At 46.1% G+C, this 1,194-nt stretch carries 1 protein-coding gene; it reads left to right on the top strand.

What is annotated here, in order from left to right:
• Window positions 1-66 precede the first annotated feature (66 nt).
• A protein-coding gene (locus HGP28_RS18890; RefSeq protein WP_439333872.1) for an IS3 family transposase occupies window positions 67-1,178 on the top strand; the annotation gives its coding sequence in 2 pieces (ribosomal slippage) (window positions 67-319 and window positions 319-1,178; 1,113 coding nt in all).
• Window positions 1,179-1,194: the final 16 nt, after the last annotated feature.

Genomic DNA, 1,194 nt, shown 5'->3' with positions numbered 1-1,194 from the left:
CCCGAAAAGCTGGTCGTTAGCAATTAGAGTTTTTCCGTTTACACTGAAACAAACGGAGAACGTCTGATGAAAAAATCACGCTATACGGAATCGCAAATCGTCAAGATCCTCAAAGAAGTGGAAGCGGGGCGAAAAGTTAACGAGGTCTGCCGTGAATACGGCATTTCTGATGCAACCTACTATAACTGGAAATCCAAGTACGGCGGTATGGAAGCTTCTGATGTTAAACGGCTGAAAGAGCTAGAGGACGAGAATCGAAGGCTCAAACAGATGTTTGCAGATCTCAGCCTCGAACATCGTATCGTCAAAGATATCTTAGAAAAAAAGCTGTAACGCCAGCGGTTAAACGTGAACTTGTGGAATACGTTCGACAACACTTTCAGGTCAGCCTAAGAATGGCCTGCCGCGCGGTTGGCATCAGTGATTCCGTCTATCGATATCGTCCGGATCTGCACCGTGATGACGAAGTCATTGCCAAGGTGCAGGAAGCGGTAGAACGTTACCCTGCGTATGGTTTTGGAAAACTCTTCAAGGTCCTTAAACGTTGGGGGCACGCATGGAACCACAAGCGGGTATATCGCGTGTATTGCTCTCTAAAACTCAATTTGAGGCGAAAGGGAAAGAAGCGATTTCCCAAACGGGAACCAACGCCGCTTTGTTGTCCTGATTGGGTCAATAGTTGTTGGTCTATCGACTTTATGAGTGACGCCCTTGTCTGTGGGCGACGTTTTCGTACCTTCAACGTTGTTGATGATTTTAATCGAGAAATACTGGCCATTGAAGTGGACTTGAACCTCCCCGCACCGAGAGTTATCCGAGTCCTAGAGCGTATTATTGCTTGGCGTGGTGCGCCCCAGAAACTACGCATGGACAATGGTCCTGAGTTTATCTCAACGGCATTGGCCGAGTGGGCTGAAGAGAACCGCGTTGAGCTTGAATTTATCCGCCCAGGAAAGCCAACTGAGAACTCATATATTGAACGTTTTAACCGAACTTATCGAACTGAAGTTCTTAACATGTATGTATTTAAAACGTTGTCCGAAGTCCGAGAAATTACAGAAAACTGGATGATGGAATACAACAACGAGAGACCCCATGACTCTCTCAATGATCTAACCCCTTGGGAATATCTGGCTAAGCATGAAAGTAGGAAAAACTCTAATTTAGACTGCCACTAAAATGGGGAGGGTTACA

This window comes from Vibrio agarilyticus, assembly GCF_012641465.1.
Taxonomy (GTDB): Bacteria; Pseudomonadota; Gammaproteobacteria; order Enterobacterales; family Vibrionaceae; genus Vibrio; species Vibrio agarilyticus.
The sequence above is the reverse complement of the archived record's forward strand: the minus strand, read 5'-3'. Positions and strand labels throughout refer to the sequence as shown.